The 26738-nt window shown below is 69.9% G+C and carries 31 protein-coding genes and 1 other RNA gene; 3 read left to right on the forward strand and 29 right to left on the reverse strand.

All coding sequences use genetic code 11. The annotated features are described in order from the left end of the window. Positions 1 to 48: 48 nt before the first annotated feature. Positions 49 to 1269, reverse strand: a complete 1221-nt coding sequence (gene hppD / locus ACQBJO_RS11550) for a 4-hydroxyphenylpyruvate dioxygenase (protein ID WP_421007409.1) — start codon at positions 1267 to 1269, stop codon at positions 49 to 51. A 107-nt stretch (positions 1270 to 1376) separates the two neighbouring features. Here hppD and ACQBJO_RS11555 point away from each other — a divergent pair, with 107 nt between their 5' ends. Further along, positions 1377 to 1874 (forward strand): Lrp/AsnC family transcriptional regulator, encoded by a 498-nt coding sequence (locus ACQBJO_RS11555; RefSeq protein ID WP_421007410.1) that lies wholly within the window; start codon positions 1377 to 1379, stop codon positions 1872 to 1874. 28 nt (positions 1875 to 1902) lie between these two features. Here ACQBJO_RS11555 and ACQBJO_RS11560 read toward each other — a convergent pair whose 3' ends face one another. The 9 genes from ACQBJO_RS11560 to ACQBJO_RS11600 all read right to left on the reverse strand — a co-directional run bounded on the left by ACQBJO_RS11560 (position 1903) and on the right by ACQBJO_RS11600 (position 9128). Beyond that, a complete protein-coding gene (locus tag ACQBJO_RS11560; protein ID WP_421007411.1) occupies positions 1903 to 2310 on the reverse strand; it encodes a hypothetical protein in 408 nt (135 codons plus the stop codon). Between the two features lie 48 nt (positions 2311 to 2358). Further along, positions 2359 to 2676 carry a hypothetical protein gene (locus ACQBJO_RS11565; RefSeq protein WP_255183945.1) on the reverse strand — a complete coding sequence of 106 codons (318 nt, stop codon included), beginning with the start codon at positions 2674 to 2676 and terminating at the stop codon, positions 2359 to 2361. Continuing rightward, positions 2673 to 2954 (reverse strand): hypothetical protein, encoded by a 282-nt coding sequence (locus ACQBJO_RS11570; protein ID WP_421007412.1) that lies wholly within the window; start codon positions 2952 to 2954, stop codon positions 2673 to 2675. Before ACQBJO_RS11570 ends, ACQBJO_RS11565 begins: the two co-directional genes overlap by 4 nt. A 1-nt stretch (position 2955) precedes the next feature. Next, entirely contained in the window at positions 2956 to 4716 is a 1761-nt protein-coding gene (locus tag ACQBJO_RS11575) for a DEAD/DEAH box helicase (RefSeq protein WP_421007413.1), read from the reverse strand. Positions 4717 to 4766: 50 nt separating this feature from the next. Then, complete coding sequence (locus tag ACQBJO_RS11580) at positions 4767 to 5564, reverse strand: thioesterase family protein (protein ID WP_421007414.1); 798 nt, start codon at positions 5562 to 5564, stop codon at positions 4767 to 4769. An 8-nt stretch (positions 5565 to 5572) separates the two neighbouring features. After that, complete coding sequence (locus tag ACQBJO_RS11585; RefSeq protein ID WP_421007415.1) at positions 5573 to 5881, reverse strand: DUF3039 domain-containing protein; 309 nt, start codon at positions 5879 to 5881, stop codon at positions 5573 to 5575. A 221-nt stretch (positions 5882 to 6102) separates the two neighbouring features. Continuing rightward, the gene (locus ACQBJO_RS11590) at positions 6103 to 6660 is read right to left on the reverse strand and encodes a YqgE/AlgH family protein (protein ID WP_255183950.1); all 558 of its coding nucleotides are present in this window, start codon (positions 6658 to 6660) and stop codon (positions 6103 to 6105) included. A gap of 9 nt (positions 6661 to 6669) precedes the next feature. After that, positions 6670 to 8664 carry a DEAD/DEAH box helicase gene (locus tag ACQBJO_RS11595; protein WP_421007416.1) on the reverse strand — a complete coding sequence of 665 codons (1995 nt, stop codon included), beginning with the start codon at positions 8662 to 8664 and terminating at the stop codon, positions 6670 to 6672. Positions 8665 to 8756: 92 nt separating this feature from the next. Next, positions 8757 to 9128, reverse strand: coding sequence for a VanZ family protein (locus ACQBJO_RS11600; protein WP_421007417.1), 372 nt, complete (start codon positions 9126 to 9128; stop codon positions 8757 to 8759). A gap of 62 nt (positions 9129 to 9190) precedes the next feature. Between ACQBJO_RS11600 and trxA the strand changes: the two genes are divergently transcribed. Then, positions 9191 to 9565, forward strand: a complete 375-nt coding sequence (trxA, locus tag ACQBJO_RS11605; protein WP_255183953.1) for a thioredoxin — start codon at positions 9191 to 9193, stop codon at positions 9563 to 9565. A gap of 104 nt (positions 9566 to 9669) precedes the next feature. After that, the gene (locus ACQBJO_RS11610) at positions 9670 to 9840 is read left to right on the forward strand and encodes a CsbD family protein (protein ID WP_421007418.1); all 171 of its coding nucleotides are present in this window, start codon (positions 9670 to 9672) and stop codon (positions 9838 to 9840) included. Positions 9841 to 9971: 131 nt separating this feature from the next. Here the strand turns inward: ACQBJO_RS11610 and ssrA are convergent. From ssrA to ACQBJO_RS11705, 19 genes are all read right to left on the reverse strand, one after another. Further along, positions 9972 to 10338: a transfer-messenger RNA gene (ssrA, locus tag ACQBJO_RS11615) on the reverse strand. A gap of 77 nt (positions 10339 to 10415) precedes the next feature. Then, complete coding sequence (gene smpB / locus ACQBJO_RS11620; RefSeq protein ID WP_421007419.1) at positions 10416 to 10898, reverse strand: SsrA-binding protein SmpB; 483 nt, start codon at positions 10896 to 10898, stop codon at positions 10416 to 10418. A 94-nt stretch (positions 10899 to 10992) separates the two neighbouring features. Further along, the gene (locus ACQBJO_RS11625; protein WP_421007420.1) at positions 10993 to 12402 is read right to left on the reverse strand and encodes a peptidoglycan DD-metalloendopeptidase family protein; all 1410 of its coding nucleotides are present in this window, start codon (positions 12400 to 12402) and stop codon (positions 10993 to 10995) included. A gap of 67 nt (positions 12403 to 12469) precedes the next feature. Then, complete coding sequence (ftsX, locus tag ACQBJO_RS11630) at positions 12470 to 13375, reverse strand: permease-like cell division protein FtsX (protein ID WP_421007421.1); 906 nt, start codon at positions 13373 to 13375, stop codon at positions 12470 to 12472. Further along, entirely contained in the window at positions 13372 to 14208 is an 837-nt protein-coding gene (gene ftsE, locus ACQBJO_RS11635; protein ID WP_421007422.1) for a cell division ATP-binding protein FtsE, read from the reverse strand. Before ftsE ends, ftsX begins: the two co-directional genes overlap by 4 nt. A 156-nt stretch (positions 14209 to 14364) precedes the next feature. Then, complete coding sequence (gene prfB, locus ACQBJO_RS11640) at positions 14365 to 15477, reverse strand: peptide chain release factor 2 (RefSeq protein WP_421007423.1); 1113 nt, start codon at positions 15475 to 15477, stop codon at positions 14365 to 14367. 35 nt (positions 15478 to 15512) lie between these two features. Further along, on the reverse strand, positions 15513 to 16925 hold the full coding sequence (locus ACQBJO_RS11645; RefSeq protein ID WP_421007424.1) for an AI-2E family transporter: 1413 nt from the start codon (positions 16923 to 16925) through the stop codon (positions 15513 to 15515). An 83-nt stretch (positions 16926 to 17008) separates the two neighbouring features. Continuing rightward, positions 17009 to 17869, reverse strand: a complete 861-nt coding sequence (locus tag ACQBJO_RS11650; protein WP_421007425.1) for a TNT domain-containing protein — start codon at positions 17867 to 17869, stop codon at positions 17009 to 17011. Beyond that, positions 17866 to 19383, reverse strand: a complete 1518-nt coding sequence (locus ACQBJO_RS11655; protein ID WP_421007426.1) for a glycohydrolase toxin TNT-related protein — start codon at positions 19381 to 19383, stop codon at positions 17866 to 17868. The genes ACQBJO_RS11650 and ACQBJO_RS11655 overlap by 4 nt, the downstream gene beginning before the upstream one ends. Positions 19384 to 19421: 38 nt before the next feature. Next, on the reverse strand, positions 19422 to 20456 hold the full coding sequence (locus tag ACQBJO_RS11660; RefSeq protein ID WP_421007427.1) for a hypothetical protein: 1035 nt from the start codon (positions 20454 to 20456) through the stop codon (positions 19422 to 19424). Then, positions 20414 to 20950, reverse strand: coding sequence for an IMS domain-containing protein (locus ACQBJO_RS11665; RefSeq protein WP_421007428.1), 537 nt, complete (start codon positions 20948 to 20950; stop codon positions 20414 to 20416). The genes ACQBJO_RS11660 and ACQBJO_RS11665 overlap by 43 nt, the downstream gene beginning before the upstream one ends. A gap of 149 nt (positions 20951 to 21099) precedes the next feature. Next, a complete protein-coding gene (locus tag ACQBJO_RS11670; protein ID WP_430407104.1) occupies positions 21100 to 21981 on the reverse strand; it encodes a hypothetical protein in 882 nt (293 codons plus the stop codon). 102 nt (positions 21982 to 22083) lie between these two features. Further along, positions 22084 to 22548, reverse strand: a complete 465-nt coding sequence (locus tag ACQBJO_RS11675) for a pilus assembly protein TadG-related protein (protein WP_421007430.1) — start codon at positions 22546 to 22548, stop codon at positions 22084 to 22086. Further along, on the reverse strand, positions 22545 to 23015 hold the full coding sequence (locus ACQBJO_RS11680; RefSeq protein WP_421007431.1) for a pilus assembly protein: 471 nt from the start codon (positions 23013 to 23015) through the stop codon (positions 22545 to 22547). Before ACQBJO_RS11680 ends, ACQBJO_RS11675 begins: the two co-directional genes overlap by 4 nt. Continuing rightward, a complete protein-coding gene (locus ACQBJO_RS11685) occupies positions 23012 to 23407 on the reverse strand; it encodes a TadE family protein (protein WP_421007432.1) in 396 nt (131 codons plus the stop codon). The genes ACQBJO_RS11680 and ACQBJO_RS11685 overlap by 4 nt, the downstream gene beginning before the upstream one ends. After that, positions 23404 to 23628: a hypothetical protein gene (locus ACQBJO_RS11690; RefSeq protein ID WP_421007433.1), complete on the reverse strand. Its 225-nt coding sequence runs from the start codon at positions 23626 to 23628 to the stop codon at positions 23404 to 23406. The genes ACQBJO_RS11685 and ACQBJO_RS11690 overlap by 4 nt, the downstream gene beginning before the upstream one ends. Before the next feature lie 29 nt (positions 23629 to 23657). Next, complete coding sequence (locus tag ACQBJO_RS11695; protein ID WP_421007434.1) at positions 23658 to 24611, reverse strand: type II secretion system F family protein; 954 nt, start codon at positions 24609 to 24611, stop codon at positions 23658 to 23660. Beyond that, complete coding sequence (locus tag ACQBJO_RS11700) at positions 24608 to 25474, reverse strand: type II secretion system F family protein (RefSeq protein ID WP_421007435.1); 867 nt, start codon at positions 25472 to 25474, stop codon at positions 24608 to 24610. Before ACQBJO_RS11700 ends, ACQBJO_RS11695 begins: the two co-directional genes overlap by 4 nt. Then, entirely contained in the window at positions 25471 to 26700 is a 1230-nt protein-coding gene (locus ACQBJO_RS11705) for a CpaF family protein (protein WP_421007436.1), read from the reverse strand. Before ACQBJO_RS11705 ends, ACQBJO_RS11700 begins: the two co-directional genes overlap by 4 nt. Positions 26701 to 26738 lie beyond the last annotated feature (38 nt).

Raw genomic sequence — 26738 nt, forward strand, 5'->3', positions numbered from 1 at the left:
GTGGACCAACCACTCCCCGCTCCCGCACCAGCGACGTCCGGTGACGACTCAGAGGTTGCCGCGCTTGTCCTGCTCGCGCTCGATGGACTCGAAGAGCGCCTTGAAGTTGCCCTTGCCGAAGCCGAGCGAGCCGTGCCGCTCGATGATCTCGAAGAAGACCGTCGGCCGGTCCCCCAGCGGCTTGGTGAAGATCTGCAGCAGGTAGCCGTCCTCGTCGCGGTCGACGAGGATCTTGCGCGCCTTCAGCTCCTCGATCGGCACGCGGACCTCACCGATGCGCGCACGCATCTCGGGGTCGTCGTAGTAGGCGTCGGGGGTGTCGAGGAACTCGACGCCCTCCTTGGTCAGCTCGTCGACCGTGCGCAGGATGTCGTTCGTCGCGAGCGCCAGGTGCTGCGCGCCGGGGCCGGTGTAGAACTCGAGGTACTCGTCGATCTGCGACTTCTTCTTCGCGATCGCGGGCTCGTTGAGGGGGAACTTCACGCGGTGGTTGCCGTTGGCGACGACCTTCGACATCAGCGCCGAGTACTCGGTCGCGATGTCGTCACCGACGAACTCGGCCATGTTCACGAAGCCCATGACCCGGTTGTAGAAGGCGACCCACTCGTCCATCTTGCCCAGCTCGACGTTGCCGACGATGTGGTCGAGGGCCTGGAAGAGCCGCTTGGGGGCGCCATCGCGCTTGACGAAGGCCGAGGAGCGCTCGACGTAGCCCGGCAGGTAGGCCCCGCCGTAGGTCTGGCCGTCGACGGTGCGCTGCACGAGGGTGTGCCGGGTCTCGCCGTAGGTCGCGATCGCGCCGATGCGCACCGAGCCGTGCTCGTCGCTCACCGTCTCGGGCTCCTGCAGGACGGTGGCGCCGGCCGCCTTGGCCTGGGCGATGCACTTGTCGACGTCGGGCACCTCGAGGGAGATGTCGACGACGCCGTCGCCGTGCTTGGCGTGGTGGGCGATGAGCGGGCTGTCGGGGCTGACCGCGCCCTTGACGACGAAGCGGATCGAGCCGGACTTGAGGACGAAGGCCTTGTGGTCGCGGTTGCCGTGCTCGGGGCCGGAGTAGCCGACGAGCTCCATGCCCCAAGCGCTCTGGTAGTAGTGCGCCGTCTGCGTCGCGTTGCCAACGACGAAGACGATCGCGTCCCACCCCGTGACGGGGAAGGGATCGCGCTCCTCGTCGTACTCGACGAGCCCGACGAGCTGCTTGAGCTGGTCGAGGTCGAGCTCGGCCTCGCGCTCCTGCCTGGTGAGTTCAACCGCGGTGTTGGACATGGCGTCAGGATGACGGCGTCGCGGAGGGTGTGCAACGGCACCTCATCCGTCTGCACACGCTGCGCAATATGTTGCTAGTCCACGATGACTCACGGGACAATCTGCACATGAGCACCGTGCCCAGCCCGTCCCGGGTCGTCGACGACCTCGACGCCCGCCTCATCGCCCTGCTGTCCGCGAGCCCGACGATCGGTGTCCTCGGCGCCTCCCGTGAGCTCGGGGTGGCCCGCGGGACGGTCCAGGCCCGTCTCGACCGCCTCAGGACGAAGGGGGTGATCCGCACCCTGGCCCCGACGATCGACCCGGCGGCCCTGGGCTATCCGGTCACCGCCCTGTGCACCCTCGAGATCCGCCAGCGCCTCGGCCACCAGGCCGTGGTCGACCACCTGACGGCGATCCCGGAGGTCCTCGAGATCCACAGCACGACGGGCGTCGGCGACCTCATCATCCGCATCGTCGCGACGGACAACGCCGACCTGGGGCGGGTCATCGACATGATCATCGACGACGTGCATGTCGTGCGGGCGAGCACCTCGATCTGCCTCGTGACCCACATGGAGATGCGCACCGGCCCCCTCGTCGAGGCGGCCGCGCACCGGCAGTGAGCGCGGGCCGGCCGTGGGCTGCGCTCTCTCAGATCTTGTCGGCGAGCAGCATCCAGGCGAGGATGATCGTCCCGACCATCACCCCGATGTGCGCGATCTGCGACAGCCAGGGCCCGCGGGTCCACGAGTCTCCCTGGAAGGCCTCGGAGTGCCGCGAGCCGGTCCGACGCCACCGGCCGAGGAAGCTCAGGCCGATGAGCGAGGCGGTGACCATGCAGATGATGGCCAGCCAGGCCGCGGCCGTCGACGTGTGCACGTCGAGCAGCCGGAGCGAGATGAGCCCCAGGCCGATGAAGAGCGTGATCGAGTGGGCGTTGAGCACCCACCCGGAGAAGTCGGTCATCCCGCGCTCGCCCTTCGAGCGCCGCAGCCGGAGCGGGGTCAGGACGAGCACGAGCACGCCCAGGGCCACGAGGATCCACGCGAAGACGGTCATGTCCCCATGATGCCCGCGCCGCCGCCCGGATAGGGGGACGTCGGGTGGTCAGAAGGACAGGAGGCAGACGACCACGCCGCCGACCATGAGCGCCGCGGGCAGCAGCATCGGCCGGGTCGGGGTGAGGTCCACGTCGCCCCCGGGCGCCGCCCTTCGCGCCCTGCCGATCATCACGACCCACGCGAGGACCCACCCCGCGAAGGCCATCACGGCGCCGCCGAGCATCGTCCAGATCGTGCCCGGCGCCATGAGGGCGATGGCTCCGAAGAGCAGCGGCCCGAACCAGAAGACGCACATGCCCAGGACGAAGGCGAACCCGTGCCGGTCGTCGGCCCACACGCCGCGCCAGAAGCTGCGAGCCGTCATGCCAGCGCGTTCGCCGTCATGAAGGCGGCCCAGATCGAGCCGACGACCAGCGCGATGCCGGCCGCGCTGAGCCATCCCTGGCCGTCGGGCTCGGCCATGCGGTGCCAGCGCACCTGCGCGAGCGTGAGGAGGCCGGTGCCGGCGAGCGCGACCGGCACGCCGGCGAGGAGCCCGGGTATCGCGTTGTCGAGCGCCAGCCAGACGTAGGCCGCGGCGAAGATCGGACCGAGCACGAGGAAGAACCACGTGCCGGCGCGCCCCCTGGCCGCCGGGGTCATGTCAGCGCCGCCCGACGAACCAGCGGCGGATCCGCTCGATCCGCTCGGTCACCTGCTCGCTCGTCGCCTGGGCGAGCTCGGGCCCGCCGCACGCCCGCCGCAGGTCCATGTGGATGTTGGCGTGCGGGGAGCCGGTCTTCGTCGCATAGGCGGCCACCAGCTTGTTGAGCTCCTTGCGCTGGGCCGCGAGCGCCCGGTGGGCAGCGATCGGGGCGTCCTGGTCCTGGCGGGTGCGGCCGGTCTTCTTGGACTGCTTCGTCTGCCGCTCGCTGAGCAGGGCGTGCACCTGGTCGGGCTCGAGCAGCCCGGGCAGCCCGAGGTAGTCCTGCTCGTCCTCGGAGCCGACCTCGGCGTGCAGGCCGAACTGCTGCTTGTCGTAGAGCACGTGGTCGAAGTGCGCGTCCGACTCCAGCGCCTCGAAGCTGCCGAGCAGGTCGTCGCTGGCGCCCTCGTCGCGGTTGGCCGCGGCGAGCATGCCCTCCTCCTCGGACCACAGCGGCGCCTCGTCCTGCGCCGCCTCGGGCCGGTCGAGGGCGTGGTCGCGCTGCTCCTCGAGGGTGCCCGCGTGGGCGAGGATCACCGGAACGCTCGGCAGGAAGACGCTCGCGGTCTCGCCGCGGGCACGGGCCCGCACGAAGCGCCCGACCGCCTGCGCGAAGAAGAGCGGCGTCGACGTCGAGGTCGCGTAGACGCCGACGCACAGCCGGGGCACGTCCACCCCTTCGCTCACCATGCGCACGGCGACCAGCCAGCGCGAGGTGCTCGCGGAGTAGTCCTCGATCTTCTGCGAGGCGCCGTTGTCGTCGGAGAGGACGACGGTCGGCTTCTCCCCCGTGAGCTCGGTGAGGATGCGGGCATAGGCGCGGGCCTGGGTCTGGTTGGTCGCGATGACCATGGCGCCGGCGTCGGGCACGCCGCGGCGGATCTCGGTCAGGCGCTTGTCGGCGGCGGCGAGGACCGAGGGGATCCACTCCCCCTTCGGGTCGAGCGCGGTGCGCCAGGCCTGGGCCACGAGGTCCTTGGTCATCGGCTCGCCGAGCTGTGCGGCCACCTCGTCGCCGGCGCGGGTGCGCCAGCGCATCGCCCCGCCGTAGGCCATGAAGAGCACCGGTCGGACGACGCCGTCGCGCAGCGCGTCGGAGTAGCCGTAGGCGTAGTCGCTGCTGGAGCGCAGGATCCCGTCCTCGCCGTACTCGTAGCCGACGAAGGGGATGGGGTTGGTGTCGGAGCGGAAGGGCGTCCCCGTCAGGGAGAGCCGCCGCGTGGCCGGCTCGAAGGCCTGCCGGATCCCGTCGCCCCACGACTTGTTGTCGCCGCCGTGGTGGATCTCGTCGAGGATGACGAGCGTGCGCTCGGCCTTCGTCCGGTCCTCGTGGACCGAAGGGCGGGACGCCACCTGCGCGTAGGTGACGGCCACGCCGTCGTAGTCGCTCGACGTCACCGCGGTGGTGTTGGAGAACTTCGGGTCGAGGTGGATGCCGACGCGGGCGGCCGCGTCGGCCCACTGGGTCTTGAGGTGCTCGGTCGGTGCCACGACGGTCACGGCGGTGACCTCTCCGGCGGTGAGCAGCTCGGTCGCCACCCGCAGGGCGAAGGTCGTCTTGCCGGCGCCGGGCGTCGCGACGGCGAGGAAGTCGGGTGCGCCCGAGGAGAGGTACTTCTTCAGGGCGTCGGCCTGCCAGGCGCGCAGCGCTCCGGCGGTACCCCACGCGGCCCTCCGGGGGAAGGCGGGTGACAGGTGGGACGCAGCAGACTGACTCATCGCAGGGTCACCTTAGATCGCCGGGGTGACGACCTCCCAAACGGCCGGGGTCAGGACCGCGCGTCCTGGAGCACCATCGTCTGCACCCCGGTGCCCAGGTCACCGTGCTGGTCCGCGAGCGTCGTGTGGACGGTGCCGCCGTGGCCGGGGTTCGCGAGCGCCTGGGAGCTCATGCGCACCCACTCCCCGTCGGGGTCGCGGTCGAGCACGACGTGCAGGTCGCAGTTGATGTAGGTGTGCCGCCGCGGGTCGACGGTCAGGGTGATGCCGCCACCGGAGTCGGCGAGGACGAGGGCCCGCTCCCACGGGCTCGGCTCCTCGTCGGGCAGCAGCGGGACCAGCTGCCGGCCCCAGGCCACGGCGGTGCCGCCGGTGCCCACTCCCCCGGAGACGAAGCGCCACTCGATGGCGCTGAGGTAGCCGTCGGCGTGCATGCCGGGCAGCTCCAGCCGCGAGGAGTCGTCAGTGGCCCCGGGTACCGGCTCGATGCCGCTCTCGCGCAGACCGGTGAGACGCGGGAAGTCGTCGGGGGCCCGCACGATGCGCCAGGCGCGGGCGATCGCCGCGGGTCGACCGTCGGCGCTGGCCGTCGCCTCGAGCAGCTGCATCGAGCGGCCGCCGCGGAGCACGGTGACGTCGACGGTCAGCGGCTCGACCGGGATCGGGCCGAGGATGTCCAGGCGGACGTCCGCGAGCCGCGTCCCCGGCGCGGGCTCGTGGCGCTCCATCGCCCGCGCGAGCAGCGCGGCTGGTGGGCCGGCGTGCTGGGCGTGCGGCGACCACGGACCGGCCGTGGCGCGAAGGGAGTCGAAGGTGCGCTCGTCGACCTGCCGGTAGAAGGAGCCCACGTCGCCGATCAGTCCTCGCCGTCCTGGGGGTCGCGCAGACCGTCGTAGATCTCCTTGCAGATCGGGCAGACGGGGAACTTCTCCGGGTCGCGCCCGGGCACCCACGTCTTGCCGCACAGCGCCTTGACCGGCTCGCCGGAGAGGGCGCTCTCGAGGATCTTCTCCTTGCGCACGTAGTGGCTGAACCGCTCGTGGTCACCCGGCTCGGCCAGCTCCGGCGTCGGCTCGGTGCGCTCGAGGACCGAGGTCGACGTCGAGGGGCCACCGGGCTCGGCGATCGGGCCTCCGGGCTGGCTGGGGTCGGCAGGCGTGCTCATGCCTCCATCGTAGGACGCGCTCCGCTCCACTCCCCCTGCGAGGGCCCTCTCCCGCTGCGCGCGCGTCTCCCGGTCAGCCTGACGGCGTTGGTGTCACCTGGTCCCCCTTATCCGGGCAACCAGGTGGCGCCAAGGCCGACGGGTGACATCAACGCTGCCGAACCGTCCCTGGCCGTCTTCCCCGCTCCCTGAGGAGGTCGCGCAGCGACCGTCTCGAGGGGTCAGTTGAGGTCGGGGTCCGAGGGATAGGTCGAGACCCAGCCGAGCGAGCCACCCTGGCGTCGCAGCACGCGGCGCCACAGCGTGGCCGGCTCGCCGTCGAAGACGTCACCGACCTCGGCGTCGACGACGTACCAGCCGCCGCGCGCCCGCTCGCCGGCGAGCTGGTCGGCGCTCCAGCCGGAGTACCCGGCGAAGATGCGCAGGGCGCTCACCTGCGGCCAGACGATCTCCTGCGGGGAGTCGAGGTCGACGAGCGAGATCGCACCGAAGAGACGCTTCATGCCCGGCGGCGGCTCCTCGTCGCCGGGCAGCCCGGCGATGCCGATCGCCGAGTCGAGCTGGACCGGGCCGCCCTGGAAGACGCGCTGGGGCGCGCTCGCCCCGGCCTGCCAGCCCGGCAGGACGTCGTCGACGGGGGTGTCGAGCGGACGGTTGAGGATGATGCCCTCGGCCGTCTCGTCGTCGTGCTGCAGGACGAGCACGACGCTGCGGGCGAAGAGGTCGTCCGTCAGGTCGGGCGTCGCCACGAGCAGCTTGCCGGCGAGCGAGGAGTCCATGGTCCGACCCTAGTCGCGCGGGCGACCCCGGTGACCACCCTGTCGGCCACCACGACCGCCGCCGGCACCGCCACGTCCTCCGCGGCCGCCGCCACGGTGGTCGCGTGCGCCGCGGGGACCACGGGTGCCCGAGTGGCGACGCGCCGGCTTGGGGTCGACGAGCTTGCGGAAGTCGGCGTCGGAGATCGGCTCGCCGCTGGGCTCGGTGGCACCCATCGCGGTGAGGGACTCGTCGTCGAGCGCGGTCTTCGTGGGCCGCGCCTCGATGCCGGCCTGCTCGGCCATCCGGATGACCTCCTTGCGCTGGTGCGGCAGGACCAGCGTCACGACGACGCCGGCCTCGCCGGCCCGCGCGGTGCGGCCCGCGCGGTGGAGGTAGTCCTTGTGGTCGCCGGGCGGGTCGACCTGCATGACGAGCGACACGTTGTCGACGTGGATGCCGCGCGCGGCGACATCGGTCGCGACGAGCACGGGCAGCGCCCCGGTGCGGAAGGCACCGATCGTCTTGTTGCGCTGCGACTGGCTCAGCCCGCCGTGCAGCGGCGCCGCGGCCACACCGGCGTCGCGCAGCTCGCCGGCGATCCGCTCGCAGCCGAGCTTGGTCCGGGCGAAGATCACCGTGCGGCCGGGGCGCGAGGCGATCCGGGCGGTGATCTGCTTCTTGATGCTCGGCTCGATGAGCAGCAGGTGGTGGTCCATCGTCGAGACACTCGCCGCGGCCTCGTCGGTGCTGTGGGTCACCGGGTCGTCCATGTAGCGCTCGACGAGGTCGCCGACACCACGGTCGAGGGTCGCCGAGAAGAGCAGCCGCTGACCGTCGGGCGCGCAGTCGTCGAGGATGCGGGTGACGTCGGGCAGGAAGCCCATGTCGGCCATGTGGTCGGCCTCGTCGAGCACCGCGACCTCGACCTCGTCGAGGGTCAGGGCGCCGCGGTCGAGCAGGTCGACGAGGCGGCCCGGGGTGGCGATGAGGACGTCGACGCCCTTGTCGAGCGCCGCGGTCTGACCGGTGTAGGACAGGCCACCGGCGACGAGCTTGATCCGCAGCCCGCTCACGTGGACGAGCGGCTCGAGCGAGTCGCTCACCTGCATGGCCAGCTCACGGGTCGGCACGAGGACGAGGCCGCGCGGCTTGCGGCTGCGGGCCCGACCGCCGGCGAGGCGGGCGAGCATCGGCAGGCCGAAGGCGAGCGTCTTGCCCGAGCCGGTCTGGCCACGGCCGAGGACGTCCTTGCCCGCGAGGGCGTCGGGGATCGCAGCGGCCTGGATGGCGAAGGGGGTGGTGATGGCATCGCGGGCGAGCCGCTCCACGAGCACCTCGGGCAGACCGAGCGCGGCGAAGCCGTTGTCCTCGGCGATCGCGACGGGTCCGCTCAGCGAGGTGCGGGCGGACGAGGTCCAGGTGTCGGCCTCCTGGCGCAGCACGTCCGGGTCCTCGACCTGCTCGACGCGCGGCGCGAAGCCGCGACGCTGCTGCTCGCGCTCGAAGCGCGGGGCCGCTCCCCGGCGCCGCTCACCCCGGTCGTCACGACGCTGGTAGCCACCACGGTCATCACGGTCACGACGCTGGAAGCCGCGGTCACCGCGCTCGTCACGACGCTGGTAGCCGCCCCGGTCGTCACGGTCCCGGCGCTGGTAGCCACCGCGGTCATCACGGTCACGACGCTCGAAGCCGCGCTCGCCCCGGTCCTCACGACGCTGGAAGCCGCGGTCACCGCGGTCATCGCGACGCTGGTAGCCGCCCCGGTCGTCTCGCCGACCGCCGCGGTCCTCGCGGCGCTCCCAGGTGCGCTGGCCCCGGTCCTCGGTGCCGTCGCGGCGCACCCGCTTGGGGCGGTCGCCGGCGGGCACGTCGTCGCGGTCGCGCCAGCGGTCCTTGGCCCGGGGGGCCTCGGTCGGGGCCTGGCCGCGGTGATAGGGCTTCTTCGGGCCCTTGGTCACGGCCTTCTTCTTGGCAGCATTCTTCTGGGCAGTGGTCCAGCGGGGCTTCTTCTTCGCAGGCACAGGTCGACTCTCTCGCTCAGGGGGAGGTGGATGGGCGAACACGCAACGCAGGCGCGGGCGACATCCGAGGTCGAGTGCGATCGTGCGAGTTCCTAGAGGCGGCGACGACGCGGTCGCCGAACCACTAATAGTACCCCTATTGAGGCGGCGCCGACGCCGGCGAGATCCGCGGCGACGTCCCCGGAGTCACCGGAGCGGTGCGGCAGCACGACGTGCTGGATGATCTCGCTCACAGGGGCGTGCAGGGCGCACAGCAGCGCGACGAGGGGCCACCACCCCCTTCGTCCCAGACCGGCGACGAGCACCGGCAGGGCGAAGACCAGCGCGTGGACCGCCTTGTCCCCGTGGGGAATCGGCGACGGAGGGCCGGGCGCCTCGGGTGCGTAGAGCACGGCGACCTGCAGGGCGAGGGCGGCCACGAGCATCGCCGGCACGATCAGCCGGCGCGTGGGCGTGGAGGTCATCGGGCCAGCACAGCACACGGCCGATGGGGCCTCGCACGCCGGACCGTCCTACAGTGGAAGTCATGAGCAAGATCACCGATCTGGATCTCGAGAGCTTCCGCTCCGCCGTCACCGGCGAGGGAACGGTCATCGTCGACTTCTGGGCGAGCTGGTGCGGCCCGTGCCGTCAGTTCGCCCCGGTCTTCGAGGCTGCGGCGGACACCCGGGAGGACATCACCTTCGGCAAGGTCGACATCGACGACAACCCGGAGTTGGCCTCGATGGCCAATGTCTCCTCCGTGCCGACCCTCATGGCCTTCCGCGACGGCATCCTGCTGCACCAGAGCGCCGGCGCGCTGCCCAAGGCGCAGTTCGACCAGCTCCTCGACGCCGTCCAGGACGTCGACATGGACGAGGTCAAGGCGCAGGTCGCCGCCCGCGAGACCTCGCAGGGCTGATCCCGCGAGGTCACCTCCCTTCGCCCTGATCCGGCGCGAAGGGGGTGGTGCGCACCCTCGATCTGTGGTGGGCTGGAGGACCACCCACCACATCAGGAGGACGCATGGGCATCGGCGACAAGATCGAGAACGCCAAGGACCAGCTCGTCGGCAAGGCCAAGGGTGCCGCGGGCGACGCCACCGACAACGAGGACCTGCAGGCCGAGGGCCAGGTCCAGGAGAGCAAGGGCGACCTCAAGGCCGCCGGCGAGAAGGTCAAGGACGCCTTCAAGTGACCTGCTGACCACAGACATGACGAAGGGCGGGACCGTGACGGTCCCGCCCTTCGTCATTCCACACGCGTGTGTGATGGATCGAGTCCCGTGCTGAGCGTGCGAAGCACGGGACGTACGTGACGTGCCCAATGTGGTGGAGGTGGCGGGAATCGAACCCGCGTCCACTGGCAGACAAACAGGGCTTCTCCGGGTGCAGTGCGCTATGGATTTTCTCGGCCCCGGGGCTCGCGCGCACACGTTCCCCGACAGGCCCAGTCACGTAGGAGTCCCGCGATGTCCCGTGACCTGACATCGCAGCAAGATCTCTAGCTGACGCTGGGATCTAGGTCGAGATCACACCTAGGCCAACGGACTTCGGGCTCGCTCAGGCGGCGAGGGCGAAGTCGGTGCGCTTGGAATTGGCACCTATTGGGTTTGCACGGGGCGTTGACGAGATGACCGTGCATCCTCGACCCGCTTCCCCTGAAGGACCGGCCAATGTCGAAACCGATCACCCCCATGGGATGGACACGTCACGCTGTTCAGTTGTGGTCACTCAGTATGGACTCAACGGTGGCCGGGTCCAAACACATTCCCTAGCGGCGACGCTTGAACTGGTCGGACATCGCCCGATCGGCCTCGCGGCGATCCTGCCGCTCGCGCAGCGTGTGCCGCTTGTCGTACGCCTTCTTACCCGTCGCAAGGGCGATCTCGACCTTGACCCGGCCGTTCTTGAAGTACAGCGACAGCGGCACGATGGTCCGCCCGCTCCCCTGCGCCTTGACCATGATCTTGTCGAGCTCGGCCCGGTGGAGCAGGAGCTTGCGGCGGCGGCGCGGCGTGTGGTTGGTCCACGTGCCCTGGACGTACTCGGGGATGTGCACGCCCTCGAGCCACAGCTCGTCGCCGTAGAAGATCGCGAAGCCGTCGACGAGGCTGGCCCGGCCCATGCGCAGCGCCTTGACCTCGGTGCCCATGAGGGCGAGACCCGCCTCGTAGGTGTCCTCGATGTGGTAGTCGTGGCGTGCCTTGCGGTTGCGCGCGACGACGAGCTCGCCCTGCTCGGTCTTCTTGGCCATGGTGGTCTCCCCCTTCGCTGCTCGTGGTGGTCGAGGGGTCACGGTACCCCGAGGGGACAACCGGTCCACCACCGGATTTGTGCCCGAAGGGAAGTCAGAGCCAGCCGCGGGGGTCGACCGGGGTGCCGTTGGCCCGGGTCTCGAAGTGCAGGTGGCAGCCGGTGGACGTGCCGGTCGTGCCGACGTAGCCGATGACCTGGCCGCGCGAGACGTGACCGCTGCGGACCGCGAAGGACTGCAGGTGGTTGTAGGTCGTCGCGAGCGAGGTGCCCCGCTTGACGCCGTGGTCGATGACGATCTGGTTGCCGTAGCCACCGGTCGAGCTCGGCGGCAGGGCGGAGATGATCGTGCCGCTGTCGGCGGCGTAGACCGGCGAGCCGCAGGACCCCGCGTAGTCACGGCCCGCGTGCAGGCGCCAGGTCTGGTGGATCGGGTGGAATCGCAGGCCGAACTCCGAGCTCACCGGGGCATTGCTCGGCGCCTGGAGGACGCCGCTGCTCGTCGGGGCCGGCGGGTTGGGGTCGGGCGCGGAGTCGCCCCCGGAGTCGGAGCTCGTGTCGTCGGAGGTCGTGTCGGTCGAGGGTGCCGACCGTGCGGCGCGGGCCCGGGCATCGGCCTCGCGCTGGGCCTGCTCCTCGCGGGCCTTGCGGATCGCGGCCTCGCGGATGCGCTGCTTGCGGGCCCGCTCCTCGAGGATCTTGGTGAGCTTGTCCGACTGCGCCTGGAGGCTGTCGACCTGCCGCTGGTCCTCGCGCTTGGCGTCGCGCAGGTCGGCGGCGGCGCTCGTCTGGTCGCTCTCGAGGGTCTCGAGGGTGCGCTGCTTGCGGTCGGCGCGGTCGCTCGCGGTCCGGGCGGCGGAGAGCTTGCTCTCCTTGGTCGCCTTGGCGTCACTGGTCTTCTTGCGCAGGGCCGACAGCTTGTCGCCGGTCGAGACGAGGTTGGCCCGCGAGGTGCTCAGCTCCTCGAGAGCCGAGCTCTGCGTGTCGCCGACGGACTCGGCCATGATCATCTTGTCGACGAAGGCTCCCGGGTCCTCGCTGCCCACGGCCACCGACATGCTGCCCAGCCCCTGCTGCTGGTAGACCTCGCCGGCGAAGCCGGCGACCGCGCGCCGGGAGCTGGTGATCTTGGAGCTGGTCTCCTTGAGGTCCTTCTCCGCCTTGTCCTCGTTGGCCTTGGCGAGGTCATAGGCGGCGACCGCGTCGTCGTACTCCCCCTTCGCCGTCGTCTCGGCGTCCTCCGCGGCCTTGGCGGCACTGCGGGCGCCGGGCAGCTTGGCCCGGGTCGACTTCAGGCGGGTGTAGGCGCTGACGAGGTCCTGCGAGGTCTCGTGCAGGTCGACGCGGGCGTCGGAGAGCTTGCCGTCGACGGCCTTCTTCTGGTCCTGCGGGTCGGGGTCCGCGGCGAAGGCGTAGCCCGCACCGGACGCGAGGCACACGACGAGGGCCGCACCGGTGAGGGCGCGGGCTCGGCGAGAGACAAGGCGACGGGCAGGGCGAGGCATCGAGGCCAACGGTAGACGCGAAGTCCCCCGGTGAACAGCACCCCGGGGGACCTCGGCGTGGCCCGACTCAGACCTTGAGATAGCGCCAGAGGGTGACGGTCGACGTGCCGACCGCCAGGACGACGACGCCGACGAGCAGGAAGGGGGCGATGACCCAGACGTCGTTGGACGAGATGAACGCCGTCCCGGAGTTCTCCTGCAGGAGATATCTGTCGAAGAGGGCCCAGGCCGACACCCAGAGCAGGCCGATCGCCATCACCGCCCCGATGAGGCCGGACGCGACCGTCTCGATGATGAAGGGTGTGCGGATGGTGCGGTTCGACGCACCCACGAGCTTCATGATCGCGATCTCGCGGCGACGGGTGAAGGCCGCCTGCCGGATGGTCGTCGCCATGAGCAGCACGGCGGAGACGAGGGTCAGTGCCGCGAGCCCGACCATGACGGCGGTGATGATGTTGATCGCCCGGAAGAGCGGGGAGAAGACCTCGCGCAGGTTGGGCACGCTCGCCACACCCGGGGCGCCCTCGAAGGCCGAGGCGACGGTCTCGAACTCCTCCGGGTCGGACAGCTGCACGCGATAGCTCGGCGGGATGTCACCGACGCGGATGTGCCCCGCGAGCGGGGAGTTCTTGTAGTCCTGCTTGAAGCGCTTGTACGCCTCCTCCTCGGACTCGTAGTAGACGTCCTTGACGAGGGGGCGCATCTCCTCGAGCTGGGCGGCGACGGACTCCTTCTGGTCCTGGGTGGCCGCGCCGGTCGAGCAGTTGGGCTGCGCGCTGGTGTCGGTGCACATGTAGACCGAGACCTGCACGCGGTCGTACCAGTAGCCCTTCATCGCATCGACCTGGCGCTGCGCGAGCAGGCCGACGCCGAGGAGGTAGAGCGAGATCATGGTCACGAGGATCACCGACACGGCGATCGACTTGTTGCGCCGCAGGCCCTCCCAGGCGTCGGCGAAGACGGAGGGCTTCATCGCAGCAGGTCCTCCGCGTCGTCGTCCCAGTCGTCCATCGCATGCACCTCACCGATCGGGCGGTCGTCGGGAGGCGGGACCTCCCCTTCGTCGTGGTGGTCGTCGTGGCGCTCGGCCTCACGCTCGTCGCGGTCACGGGAGTCGACGACCTTGGGCACGTAGCTGCCACCCTCCTCGTCGCGGATGATGATCCCGTCCTCGAGCTCGACGACGCGCTTCTGCATCTCGTCGACGATGACGTTGTCGTGCGTGGCCATGACGATCGTCGTGCCGGAGTCGTGGATGCGACGCAGCAGCTTGACGATCTCGAGGCTCGTCGCGGGGTCGAGGTTGCCCGTGGGCTCGTCCGCGAGGAGCACCGGCGGCTTGTTGACCACGGCCCGGGCGATCGCGACGCGCTGCTGCTCACCGCCGGAGAGCTCGTGCGGCATGCGCTTCTCCATCCCGGCGAGGCCGACGAGCTCGAGGGTCTCGGGGACGAGGGCGCGGATCGCTCGGCGCGGGCGGCCGATGACCTGCAGGGCGAAGGCGACGTTTTGCTGCACCGTCTTGTTGGGCAGCAGGCGGAAGTCCTGGAAGATCGTGCCCACCTGGCGGCGCAGCTGCGGCACCTTGCGCTGCGGCATGCGGCGCAGGTCGTGGCCGCCGACGAGCAGACGCCCCGAGCTGACGACCTCCTCGCGGATCGCCAGGCGCATGAGCGTGGACTTGCCCGAGCCGCTGGCACCGACGATGAAGACGAACTCCCCGCGGTCGATGTTGAGATCGATCTCGTCGAGCGCGGGGTGGCTCTGGTTGGGATATCTCTTGGTGACGTTCTCGAAACGGATCATCAGGTGCTCGGGGCCTTACGCGGACGAAGGGGGGCAAACGGCCGCCTGCAGGATATGTCGCTTCGCTGCGAGCCCGTGACACCCGCGTGACCTCGGCGCGTTAGGTGGCGGTCAGGCAGGTCGTGGTCGTCCTGCGGACGTCCGTGCCTCGGTGGGTCAGTCCTCGGACTTGGCCTGCTCGATGCGCCAGCGGATGCCGGCCTCGATGAAGCCGTCGATGTCACCGTCGAAGACGGCGGAGGGGTTGCCGGTCTCGTGCTCGGTCCGCAGGTCCTTGACCATCTGGTAGGGGTTGAGGACGTAGGAGCGCATCTGGTCGCCCCAGCTGGCCTTGACGTCGCCGGCGAGCTCCTTGCGCTCGGCGGCCTCCTCGGCCTTCTTCTGCAGGAGCAGTCGCGACTGCATGACGCGCAGTGCGGCGGCGCGGTTCTGGATCTGCGACTTCTCGTTCTGCATCGACACGACGATGCCCGTCGGGATGTGCGTCATGCGCACGGCGGAGTCGGTCGTGTTGACCGACTGGCCGCCGGGACCGGAGGAGCGGAAGACGTCGATCTTCAGCTCGTTGTCCGGGATCTCGATGGAGTCGGTGCCCTCGATGAGCGGGATGACCTCGACCGCGGCGAAGGAGGTCTGGCGCCGGCCCTGGTTGTCGAAGGGAGAGATGCGCACCAGGCGGTGGGTCCCCCCTTCGACCGAGAGGTTGCCGTAGGCATAGGGGACGTTGACCTCGAAGGTGGCCGACTTCAGGCCCGCCTCCTCGGCGTAGGAGGTGTCCATGACCTTGGTCGGGTATCCGTGGCGCTCGGCCCAGCGCAGGTACATGCGCATGAGCATCTCGGCGAAGTCGGCGGCGTCGACGCCACCGGCGCCGGCGCGGATCGTCACGACGGCCTCGCGCTCGTCGTACTCGCCAGACAGCAGAGTGCGCACCTCGAGCTGGCCGACCGCCTTGGCGACCTTGGCCAACTCACCCTCGGCCTCGGTGAGGGTGTCGGCGTCGCCCTCCTCGGTCCCGAGCTCGACGAGCGCCTCGAGGTCGTCGATGCGCGCGTCCATCGCATTGATCCGGTCGAGCTCGGCGTTCGCCCGGGAGAGCTTGGAGGTGACGACCTGGGCGGACTCGGGGTCGTCCCAGAGGTCGGGGGCGGCGGCCTGCTGCTCGAGCTCGGCGATCTGCGCCTCGAGGGCGGGCACGTCGGACACCTCCCGCACGGACGCCATGGTCGTGCGCAGGTGCTTGATCTCGGTCTCGAAGTCGACAGCCACGACAGGTCACCTTACGGCAGGGGTGGCCCGCTCCCCTACGTCGGCTGGGCGCTGCGTCGCTCGCGCGGGTCGCTGGCGATGAACTGGTTGATCCAGCGGGCCCTGGGGTCGCGATCGATGAGCAGGCTCTTGACCAGCAGGGTGCACGGGATGGCGAGCAGCGCGCCGAGGGCGCCGAAGACGTAGGCCCAGAAGACGAGCGAGAGGAAGGCGGTTGTCGCATTGATTCCGACGGCGTCACCGGTGAACTTCGGCTGGAAGATCGACTGGATGACGAAGTTGACGACGCAGTAGATCGCGATGACCCAGATCATCGTCGACACCCCGCCCGACAGCAGCGCGATGAAGGCCGGTGGGATGAGGCCGAGGACGAAGCCGATGTTGGGGATGTAGTTGGTGACGAAGGCGAGCAGACCGAAGGTCATCGCCAACGGCACCCCCAGCCAGACGAGCGCGAAGTAGTCGATGACGGCGACGATGATGCCGAAGACGGTCGAGACGATCCAGTACTTGCGCACCCGGTAGCCGAAGTCGACGAGGGCGTCGGCGACGTCGGGCTTGTGCCGGTGCATGGCCGACAGGCGCCCCTTGAAGCCGCCGGCGTCCATGACGAGGAAGATCATCACCGTCAGCAGGAAGAGCATCGTCGTCGTCAGGCCGGTGATCGTGTTGGCGAGCGACGTCGCCAGACCGGTGAGGTTGCGCAGGTCGAAGTTCGAGATCGCCTCGTCGATCTCCTGGGCCTCGATGCCCTGCTCGAGCAGCAGATCGCGTCCGTCGCGCACCAGCCCGGTGAAGGTGCTCGTGTACTCCGGCCTGGCCAGCTCGGTCGCGAAGCGGCTCGCCGCCAGGCCGATGGACGCTCCGAGGAAGGCGAGGATCCCGTAGAGCATGACGATGAGCAGCAGCCCGGAGATGATCGAGCCGAGGAAGCGGCGCAGCACCTTGTAGACCGGGTAGACGGCGATGATCAGGGTCATCGCGAGGAAGGTCGGCGCGATGATGCCCGACACCTCCCGCAGACCGGAGATCGCCACGGCTCCGGCGGCCAGGCCGAGCAGGATCGTCAGGGTCGGCGACAGCGACACCCGCACCCGCGACTCCTCCTCGGGCGCCTCGTGCTCATGGGTCGGGTCGGGTGTGCGCGTCTCGGCGACGGGGATGGTCTCGGGGTCGTCGTCGGCCTCGTCGGCCTGCCGCACCTGCCCGTCGGTCGTCTGGACGACCTCCTCCGCGCCATCCCGGTCGCTGAGGAGCTCGCTCTGCGAGTCCCCATCCCGGTCGCTGAGGAGCTCGCTCTGCGAGCGTCTCGAAGCGACATCCGAAGGGGGGTCCGTCACCTTTTCCGGCTCCGGCTCCGCGTCGGGCTCCTCGTGAACGGGCGCCTCGACGACATCGGCCTCGGCACCGTCCGGCTGCGCGTCCTCCCCCGACCGTTCCTGCTCCACGCGTGCATCCTCCTGGACGAGATGGTGCGGTCTGCCCGCCGGCTCATCGTGTCACCTCAAGGTGCGGCGTGGGGGCACGCACCTCAGCCGTCGACGAGCTCCACGAGGTGACCGTGGTCGAGGTACCACCGCACCGGGTGCTCCGCGACGATCATCGCCCCACCACCCGGCTGCCCGAACCACGCGACCGCCGTGCCCTCCCGGGCATCGGGCAACCCGTCGACCACGCGGTAGCGGTGGTACTCCACCCCCACCATGTCCGGCGGCTGCGACCGCATCGCGAAGGGAGTGCCCAGCGCAAACAGCTGCGACCCCGACTCGTGGCCGACCCGGTCCAGGACATCCCCCGGCCCCACACCCGGCTCACCCGCAGTGCCCCGCTGCCGGGTCCGCTCGACGATCCCCTGGCCCGTGACCTGCCCCCGCCGAGCCAGCTCCTGCGGATCAGGAGCCAGCTCGACCGGCCCCCGTCCCTGCACCAACCGCTGCAGCACATCCACCGCCAACCGCGCGTCCTCGAAAGACTCGTAGTGCCGGAACCGGCCCATCGTCATCCCACCCACGTGGAAGGCCCCCTCCGACACGACCACCACCCAGCGCCCCTCGGACGGGATCGGACCGTCCGCTGAGGTCGCCTTGACGACCTCCACAGACTCGGTGAGCCCTCGGTCTGAAAGTTCAAGCCGCAACTCGTCTGCAAGGTGGTCATTGACGAACACCTGCACCGCGGCTCGAAGATTGGGCTGCACCGTCGACGAGGTCTGATTGCCCCGATCCCAGCCGGTCACCTCAACGCGGCCGTCCGACAGTTGCTCGAAAAGGACCGTCCCGTCTGTCATGTAGACGTCGGAGTCACCCCTCCATCCGAAGGTGTACCAATCCCTACCTGCCTCCTTGAGAAAGGTGTGCAAGTCCTCCACACTGGCGACCTCGACGGCCTTCATCGAACCTCCGTCAAATATCCGTTGTCTACATACCATTTGATCGGGCGATCAAATTTGTACTGGACTGCCCCACCGGGTTGCTCGAACCAAGGCTGGATCCTTCCCTCCGTGACCGACTCAGGCAATTCCTTGAGCACCTTGTAGCGGTGGTACTCACGACCCACATCGCTCGGCGGAAGCGCCCTCTGATCGAAGGGCGTTCCGGAGGGGGCAGCGAACTTCCCGTCAGGCCCCCCAAGACGATCGATCACCGCGCCTGGTTGGATGGCGTTCCGGCGAGGCGGCTCGGCGAAACCGTCATCGTATGGAGCACCGTTCTCCTTGCTGGGGTACCGCCAGTTCTTGGTCTCCGGGTCGTACCACTTGTCGTAGAACTCCTGCTTGTCCATGCCGGCGAACCGGTCAAAGTCGGGATCGTAGGCACGCCCCTCGGGCCCGTCCGTCGGGATCGGGTCCTCCTTGACGTGATAGTCCGGGAGCTCGTCGAAGTCCACGTGCTGTCCCGGAGGAAGGGACTTCGACGGCGCGTCCGGAACCGCATCCGGCGTGACGTGCTTGCCGCGATAGCCGTCGTCACCCCACCTGCCGACCTTCGACACCTGGTCGAGGACTTCGTCGGTGGCCTTGGTGGCGGCTTTGCCAAGGAGTCCGGCGGCGGGGATGACCGTGGCAACTGCGCCGGCCTGATCAAGGCCGGAGGCCTGGTCCCACCAGGCTTTGGGGTCATCGAGGATGGCGCTGGTCTCGTTGACGGTGTCTTTGAGGATGGAGAAGGGGACGCCGGGGCCGATCGGTCCCAGATTCGTTTTGGTGAAGGGCGCCATGAACAGGTCTGCGAACTCGAGGCCATCGTTGGCTTTGTGGAGTGCCCAGCGCGTGTGCCTGAGCCCGGGCAGGTTCCTGAGGTGGTCCTTGTAGACGTCGTTGGCCCAGTCGGTGGACTGATCGGCGATGTCAAGGTACTTGTTGCGCCACTTCTCGGGCCACATCCAGGGAACGAAAAGGCCTTCGAACCACGTCAGGTCCGTTTCCCTCCAGCGGTCGTAGGACTCAAGGAGGAGGGGGCCGAGTAGTGGGGCGCCGGGGACGTTCGGGAAGGCGGCACCGGTGCGGATGCCGTTTCGGACGCCCTTCTTCCACCAGTCGATGGGGTTCCCGTCGGGCAGGTCGAGACCGGCGAAGGTCATGCGGGGGTCCGGCCAGAAGGGACCAGGTCGGTCCAAGCCGCGGGGATGGTCGAGCGGCCGGGGCAGGGACGGACGTGGCGGCGTGTTGGTGCCGTTGGAGGCGTTGTCTTGGTGGTCGGCCTGTTCGTGGAGTTGGCGGGCGAAGGTGGTGAGTCGGTCGGCCGCGGTCGCGAGTTGTGGCGCGGCGGTCTGCCAGTCGCCGGCGAACTGGTCGGTGTCTGGTCCGAGCCAGGCGTCGAGAAGGGTGTTGAGCTGGGTGGTGCCGGTTTGCTCGAGGTCGTGGAGATCGCGGGCGGTCTGGGCGAGGGTATCGGCGATGTGCCTCAAGCGTCTGGTGTCAGCGCCGTGGGTGAGCGAGGTGGACACTAGAAGGTCGGTTTCTTCGTGGGGGGTGTGCCGTTGATGACTTGGCTTTCACCGATGGAGATGTCCGCGGTGTCGGTCATCGGGGCGTCGAACGTGCCGGATTGACCTCCGCCGCGCCAGTCGATGACCCAGTGGGCGGTGGCGGTGACGGTGTAGTTGCCGGGCTTCTTGTACGTGTACAGACAGGCGCCCGGGGGTGGCTGGTCGGCGTACTCCTCCTCGAACGGGACCCCCGGGGAGGGGCAGGTGATGGTGTCGCGGGTGCCGCGTTCGCCGAAGTCATAGGTCAAGGACTTCACGCGTGCACTCAGGCGCACGGTCAGGCCTCGTTCGGACGCAGAGGATGTCAGAGGGCCAGTGTGTTTGCTGGTGGCATCGTCGATCCACACCCAGGTGGGGACGCCGACGATGCCCATGCCGTCGGTGGTGGGTGCGGAGGCGATGGTGGGGTGTTTGATGCCGAGGCGGGCGACGAGCCTGCGGGCGAGTTGTTCGGGGTTGATGGGTGCGGCGGGGCCGGCGGGTGGGTTGCGCGACCAGGCGGCATAGGAGGCCTGGTAGCCGTCGGCGCCGTGCGCGGAGACGCCGGGTTCGAGGGTGCAGGTGTAGATCGCGCCCTCTTCATTGCCCTTCCACGCGGGGTCAGACTTGGGCGGTTGGGGGTCGGCGAGCTGGACGCGGCAGTTCCATTCGTCGGACCACCAGCCGTCGGAGTTCTCGCAGGGGACCTTCTTGGAACCTTGGGAGCCGGTGGCGGTGCACACGCGTGGCGCGGCGGGGGTGTCCGAGGCAGGTTGGGTCGCGCCGTCCGACGGGTCACCGGTCGGGTCGCCCGTGGGGTCGCCGGTGGTCGGCTCTTCGGTGTCGTCGGCGGTGGCGATGCACGCGTTGGCGACGTTGTCGAAGAAGGTGCCTTCGGGGCAGTCCTTGGTGCGCGTGGCGGCCGACGAGGTGCCGGTGGCGTGGATGCTGGCGAGCAGTAGGAGCGCGGTTAGCAGTCCGCTCGCTCGTTGGATTCCTCGCTGACGTACCACTTGTCCCCCCACTGCTGCACGGTGTACTTCGCTCGGCTGGTGCGTTTGCCTTCGCCGGTGCGCTTGCCCTTGGCGTCCTTGACGACGAACTTGCTCGCGTCGGCGCACACGTCGACTTCGATCGTGGCGCGGTCCTTACCCTGCACGGACTGCGACGTCAGGTCCCGGTAGGACATCGTGCCTTTGCCGGTCATCCCGTTGCCGCGTGCTGCTTGCATCCGTTGCTTGACCTGCAGGCTGGCAGGGTCCATGGCGACGGCGTCGATGTCGTTGAGGGACTTGTTCGGGTTGGTCCACAGGTCTTCGACGACCTTCTGGTACCGGCTGACGGCTTGTTCGGCCTCGACGAGGTCAGGGTCCTTGGCCGGTGTCGAGGTCTGCGCGGAGCTCGGGGTGCGTTCGGGCTCGACTGTTTCGCTGGGATCGGGGTCATTGCCGCAACCGGCAATGACGAGTGCCGCGGCAGCCCAGACTGCGCATGTTCGCGTCTTCACGCGCTGTTCTCCCATTGTCGTTGGTCAGGTCGCGGGCTCCAGAGCAACACATTTCGTCCAGCACCGCATCTTGAGCGCTGGGAGCCAGGTTCGCGGGGTGATCGTCAGCGCGGTCGCCCTCGGCCCGGGCCGAGGGCGGCGCAACAGGCTCACCATTCTGGGAGCTCGTCCGCCGCCAGAGCCACGGCTCGACCGACATCTCCGAGAGTCGCCTGCTGCGGCACGTGCCGAGCGGACTGGTCGGCGGGCACATCCCATGCTTCCGTGTCCCCGCTGATCGCCTGTGGGTAGATGGTCAAACCATGCCCGACCGCCTCGACGAGGACCTGACGCTCGCCCCCAACGCGTTCGGCCTCGCCTGGCTGTGGGCGGCGCCCCGTGGCCAGGGCCAGGACCTCCACGACGACTCGCCCCAGCTCGTCCGCCGCAGCATCCCGCCGGACGCACTCGACGGTCGAGGACACCTTCCCGGACTGGCCACCGCCACCAGCGTCGATTCGCGCTGTGACCATCCACGATTCACCAGCACGACGGACGGTCACAGCTCCACTTGTGGGCAGTGCCAGAGGAGTGTGCATTTCTGTGCGCCACGAGCCCGCCGGACGAAGAACGCTCGCACTGGCTTCCGCCGCGAGGTCTGCACACTCCCGGACACTCGCGCCAACAATGGCGGCGTCTGTGCCCTCGTTGAGTTCCAGCGTCGCGAGATCCCCGCCGAAGCCCCCACCTGCGCCTTCGGAGACCATGGGCTCCAGCAGCAATCGGCCGCCGCGACGAGTCACGCTGACAAGCACCGTCTCCGTCGACAGCACGGCGTCGGACGGCAGACCCAATCTGGCGGCAACGTACGACCGTCCGGGCTCGCCCTTCGCGCTCAGCCTGGGGTCCAAGACGCCGGACTCGCCCAGGAGCTGCAACACCGCACGCCCCATGGCCTCGTCCGACGGCGCCGACAAGATTTCCGAGATGGAGGTGTCGGTCGACCCCGGGTGGGAGGCGAAGAAGGTGTCGACACCGACGTAGTGCTCCACACCGTGCCGGTAGACGCTCACTCGCTGTTTCATGGCCTTCCTTGACCTCCACCTAGATTCCCGTAGGCCCTCCCCGAGACGGGCAGTCCCTGACCGCCCCGGCTACCCGGGTGTCACCCCTGCCCGAGCCCGGGACTCGACGGTCACCGTCACCGACCCACCCAGCTCCTGCAGGAGCCCGCCGATGAGCGGCAGGTCCGCCTCGCCGGTCAGCCGGACCACGGCCGTCCTCCCGTCGGGGCTACCGGTCCCGTCGGCCACCTGCCAGCTCTCGAGGCCGTGCGGCAGCGGCCGGCTGGCGAGGTGCTCGGCGGCGCTCTCCTGCACGGTCGCGTCGTCGAGTGGCAGGTCGGAGTCGAGGCCGCGCTCGTAGACCAGCTCGGCGCTGTCGTCGGTCGCGCCGAGCGCGGCGGAGTCAGCGGCGTCGAGCAGCCGCATCCGGGAGATGTGGACCGAGGTGACAGCGAGCGCGCCGACGATCAGGGTGAGCGCGATGACGGTCAGCCCCATGATGAGCAGGCTCAGCTGCCCGCTGTCGTCACGAGCCCGGGAGCGAAGGGAGGTCATCGCGCCTCGTACCTGGGCACGGGCGCGGTCTGCGTCGCCGAGACCGGGATCTCGAGCGGGACAACCTCGCGGAAGAAGGCGGGCACGAGCGGCATCGGCACCTGCACCCGGGCACGCGAGGTCACCGACTCCCCCGGGGTCAGGCACGGGGTCGCCGCGCAGTCGACGGCGATCGTCCCCTGCCCCGGGAAGCCCTGGTCCTCGAAGGCGATGTCGGCCGCAGCCCGGGACCGGGCCGTCGCCGAGGCGTCGTCCTCGGCGGTGACGAACGCCCTCGCCGACTCGCGAGCGGCCTGGGTCACGGCGTAGGAGCCGGCCTGCACGCGGGCGAGGCACATGACGAGGTAGATCAGGGGGACGAGGAGCAGGATCGCCAGCCAGACGAACTCGATGACGGCCGTACCCCCTTCGTCCGCCAAGCGGTCTCGCACACCGGGCCGGCCCACCGTGGCTCCCCCGACGGTCACTGGCTCTCCTCGAAGGCCCGCCCGGTCACCTCGAGCTGCTTGCCGGGGCCGAAGGGCCCCACGACGGGCAGCGGCGCCGTGACGTCGACGACGACGACCTCGACGCCTGCGTCGGTGCGATCGACACGCGCGGTGACGTCCTGCGCGAAGCGCCCGGACAGGCTGCGGCCGATGAGGTCACGCGCTCGGCCGGCCCCCTCCTGCGGCGTCGAACCCTCGCGGGCGCCGTAGCGGGCCCCCTCGGACGCGCACGAGATGAGCGTGTTGCGCACGTGGAGAGTCAGCCCGAGCTGGAAGACGCCGAGGAAGACGAAGAGCAGCAGCACGGAGGTCAGCGTGAAGTCGACGACGGCCGATCCCCGGTCGTCGTGCAGCCTCGCGGCTGGGATCAATTGTGGACCTGGTCGGGGCCGGTGACGCCTTCGAGGGCGCTCTTGAACATGGACTGCAGCTGCTCCCCCGCGATCGCCCAGATGCCGGTGACGAGGGCGGCCGTCATCAGGGTGATGAGGACCCACCCGGGCACGTCGCCCGTCTCGTCGTCGAGCCGGGCGGTGGCCCGACGCACGGCGTCGGTGAGGTGGATGTGTGCCTTGACGAGCTGGTCGCTCATGTGTGTCTCCTTCGTGGCGTGCTGGTTGGTCACATCTGGAACTGGAAGAACCCGAGGCCCGGGAAGAGGGCGAAGAGGATGGTGACGGGCAGCACGCCGAAGACGACCGGGACCATCATCGCGATCTCCTTCTTGCCACCCGCCTCCATGATCAGGCGGCGCCCCTCCTCGCGGACGTCCTGCGCCTGGGCGCGCAGGACCTCCGCGAGCGGGGTGCCCCGCTCGACCGCGACGACGATGCCGTCGACGAAGCGCGCGAGCGAGGCAAGACCGGTGCGGTCGGCGAGCCCTTGCAGCGCCGCCGGGAGGCTGGCTCCCGCGCGAGCGTCGGCGAGGCAGCGACCGAGCTCGTCCGACAGCTCGCCGTCGGACAGGCGGACGACCCGCTCGAGGGCACCGGCAGCACCTTCGCCGGCACCCACCGCGAGTGCGAGCAGCTCTGCGACGGTGGGGAACTCGGCGAGCATGCGCGCCTCGCGCCGATCGGCCTCGTGGCTGAGCAGGGTGTCGCGGACGACGACGCCGATGGCGAAGCCGAGCAGGACGAGCACGAGCAGGAAGAGCGGCGAACGCCCCTGCCCCGTCACGTAGACGACACCCAGGACCCCGCCGAGCACCGCGCCGACGAAGCCGTAGACGACCTGCTCGGCGCGGAAGTGGTCGGTGTCGGGAACGCGTCCGGCGCGCAGCAGCCGGCGGCGCACCGACGCCGTCCCGCCGAGGACCCGCTCGACGCGCTGGGCCAGGTCGGTGACGACCGGCCGCAGGACGGCCGGGATGACGGCCGTCAGGGAGACGTCGTCAACCGCGAGCAACCGCGAAGGGCGTGGTGTGTCCCGCAGGTAGGGAGCCAGCCGGTCGTCGAGAGTCGCCCGACGGTGCCGCGGCAGCCCCTGGTGGACCAGGACGAGCCCGAGGGCGAGCACGAGACCGAGCAGCGCCCCGCTGCGGGCCAGGCCGATGTCGTGGAGGAGGTCGGTCATCGCAGCACCCGCTCCTCCTCCGGCAGGCGCCCGATGCGCACCATGACCCGGTAGGCGACGACGGTGGCGACGGCACCGCCGGCGAGGACGAGCACCCCGGTCGCCGTGTTGTAGGCCTGCACGGACTCGGGGCGGGTCGAGAGCATCGCGAGGACGAGCCACGGAGCGGCGACGGCCAGCCGGGCGGCGTTGACCGTCCACGACTGGCGGGTCTCGAGCTCGGCGCGGGTGCGCGCGTCCTCGCGCAGGAAGGTCGACAGGGTCCGCAGCAGCGAGCCGAGGTCGGACCCGCCGACCTCACGGGCGATGCGCAGGGACTCGACGAGCCGGTCCCCCACCGGGTCGGCCAGTCGCGTCTTGAGCCGGTCGAGGCAGTCGTTGAAGCGGCCCGTCGTGCGGTAGTCGCTCGCGAAGTCGGCGAAGGCAGGGCGCAGCTCCTCGGGTCCGCGGACGGACAGCTGGGCGAGCGCCTCGGGCAGGGCGAGCCCGGCCCGCACCGCCGAGGTGACGTTGTCGACCGCGTCGGGCCACAGGTCGCGCAGGTGCGCCCGTCGCGAGCGCGCCCGCACCCGCACGACGGCGACCGGCACCCACCCGGCCATGACGGCGAAGCAGAGGGCGATGGCCGGTACCCCGGTGAGCGCGGTGACCGTCAGGAAAATCAGCAGGAAGGCGATGCCGCACGCGGACAGGAGCAGCCGGGGGCCGATGCCGCGGTAGCCGGCCTGAGCGAGGTCGTCCCCGAGCCGACGCATGACGCGGCTCTCCCGATGGACCCGTTCGCGCTCCTCCCGCGGCCACGCGGACCACCAGATGAGGAAGAGACCGGCGCCGAGGAGGGCACCGAGCAGGACACCGGTCATGCCGTGCCCCCGGCGAGGATCGCGGCCACGTCGTAGCCAGCGCGCTGGAAGCGATCGCGGTGCGGCGGGTAGCCGTCGGCCCGCACGAGCTTGCCGTCGCGGGTGGTGAAGATGTCGCTGATCTCGACGACGTCGTTCTCGATCCGGCCCGGCAGGGCGACGATCTCGCGCACCCGACGCACGCCATCGGACTCCAGGGCGGCGTGCACGACGAGGTCGATGGAGCCGGCGACGGTCGGCACGACGAAGCGCGAGCCGACGTTCTCGCCCGCCAGCAGCGGCAGGGTGCACATCTTCGTCACCGCCTCGCGCGCGGAGTTGGCGTGGATGGTGCACATGCCCGGCAGACCCGAGTTGAGCGCGATGAGCAGGTCGAGGCTCTCGGCCTGACGCACCTCGCCGACGATGATCCGCGAGGGCCGCATCCGCAGCGCCTCCTTGACGAGGCGGCGCAGCGGCACCTCGCCCAGACCCTCGAGGTTGGACTGGCGACACTGCATCGACACGACGTCACGCAGCGGGATCTTCAGCTCGAAGACCTCCTCGCAGGTCACGACCCGCTCTCTCGGCGGGATCGCCGCGGACAGGCAGTTGAGGAGCGTGGTCTTGCCCGCCTGTGTTCCTCCCGCGACCAGGACGTTGAGCCCCGAGGCCACGGCGGCCTGCAGGAAGGTCGCTGCCTCCTTGGTCAGCGTGCCCAGCCGCACGAGGTCGTCGAGGTGGTCGGCCTTGACGACGAACTTGCGGATGTTGACGACCCAGTGTTCCCGGGTGATGTCGGGGATGACGACGTGCAGCCGCGAGCCGTCGGGCAGCGTTGCGTCGACGAAGGGAGAGGACAGGTCGATCCGTCGCCCCGAGGACTTGAGCATCTTCTCCACGAGGTCGCGGACCTCGTCGGAGGTCAGCACCGTCGAGGTCAGCTCGGCAACACCGTTGCGCGCGACGAAGACCTGGCTCGGGCTGTTGATCCAGATCTCCTCGACCTGGGGGTCGTCGAAGTAGCGCTGGAGCGGCCCGAAGCCGGCGACCGTGTCGAGCACGGACTTGACCGCGTCCTCGAGGTTGCCGAGCATCGGCAGCCCGCCGAGGGTGCTGCGCTCGTCGTAGTCGGAGACGGCGGCGCGCACGAGGTCGGCGACCTCGGCCGTCTCGCGGATCGGGTCGAGCCCGGATCGGCGGATGAGCTCGCGGACCTCGGTCTCGACCGTCTTGACAGCATCCATCGGCTGATCCCCCCTTCGTCGTGTGGCGTCGTGCTCGT

Origin of the sequence: Janibacter zhangyanbonis, assembly GCF_050507325.1 — a bacterium.
GTDB lineage: Bacteria > Actinomycetota > Actinomycetes > Actinomycetales > Dermatophilaceae > Janibacter.